We start from the raw sequence: 340 nt of genomic DNA on the forward strand, positions 1-340 counted from the left end.
CGTCGACCTCGCCGCCAACGCCCGCTCGTACGGCGTCGACGTCATCGAGGTGCAGCCCGGCCCGGACAGCATCGAGGACCTGAAGGCCGCGCTGCGCCAGGCGAAGGCGAACGACCACACCACCCTGGTGCACATCAACTCCGACCCGCTGGTCTACGCCCCCGAGGGCGACGGCTGGTGGGACGTGCCGGTCGCGCAGACCTCCACCCTCCCCAGCACCCAGGCCGCCCGCGCCGAGTACGAGCAGCAAGTCGCCACGCAGCGTCCGCTGCTCGGCTGAACCGTTCACGAGACAGAAAGCGACAGCGACGTCATGACCGACACCGCCACCCCCATCGGC

1 pseudogene is annotated in these 340 nt (G+C 70.6%); it reads left to right on the forward strand.

Annotated features, from left to right (window positions below):
• Positions 1-280, forward strand: a pseudogene (locus BIU89_RS08000) (3D-(3,5/4)-trihydroxycyclohexane-1,2-dione acylhydrolase (decyclizing)); the annotation flags it as partial.
• Positions 281-340: the final 60 nt, after the last annotated feature.

Source organism: Curtobacterium sp. MCBA15_005, assembly GCF_001864855.1.
Lineage (GTDB): Bacteria > Actinomycetota > Actinomycetes > Actinomycetales > Microbacteriaceae > Curtobacterium > Curtobacterium flaccumfaciens.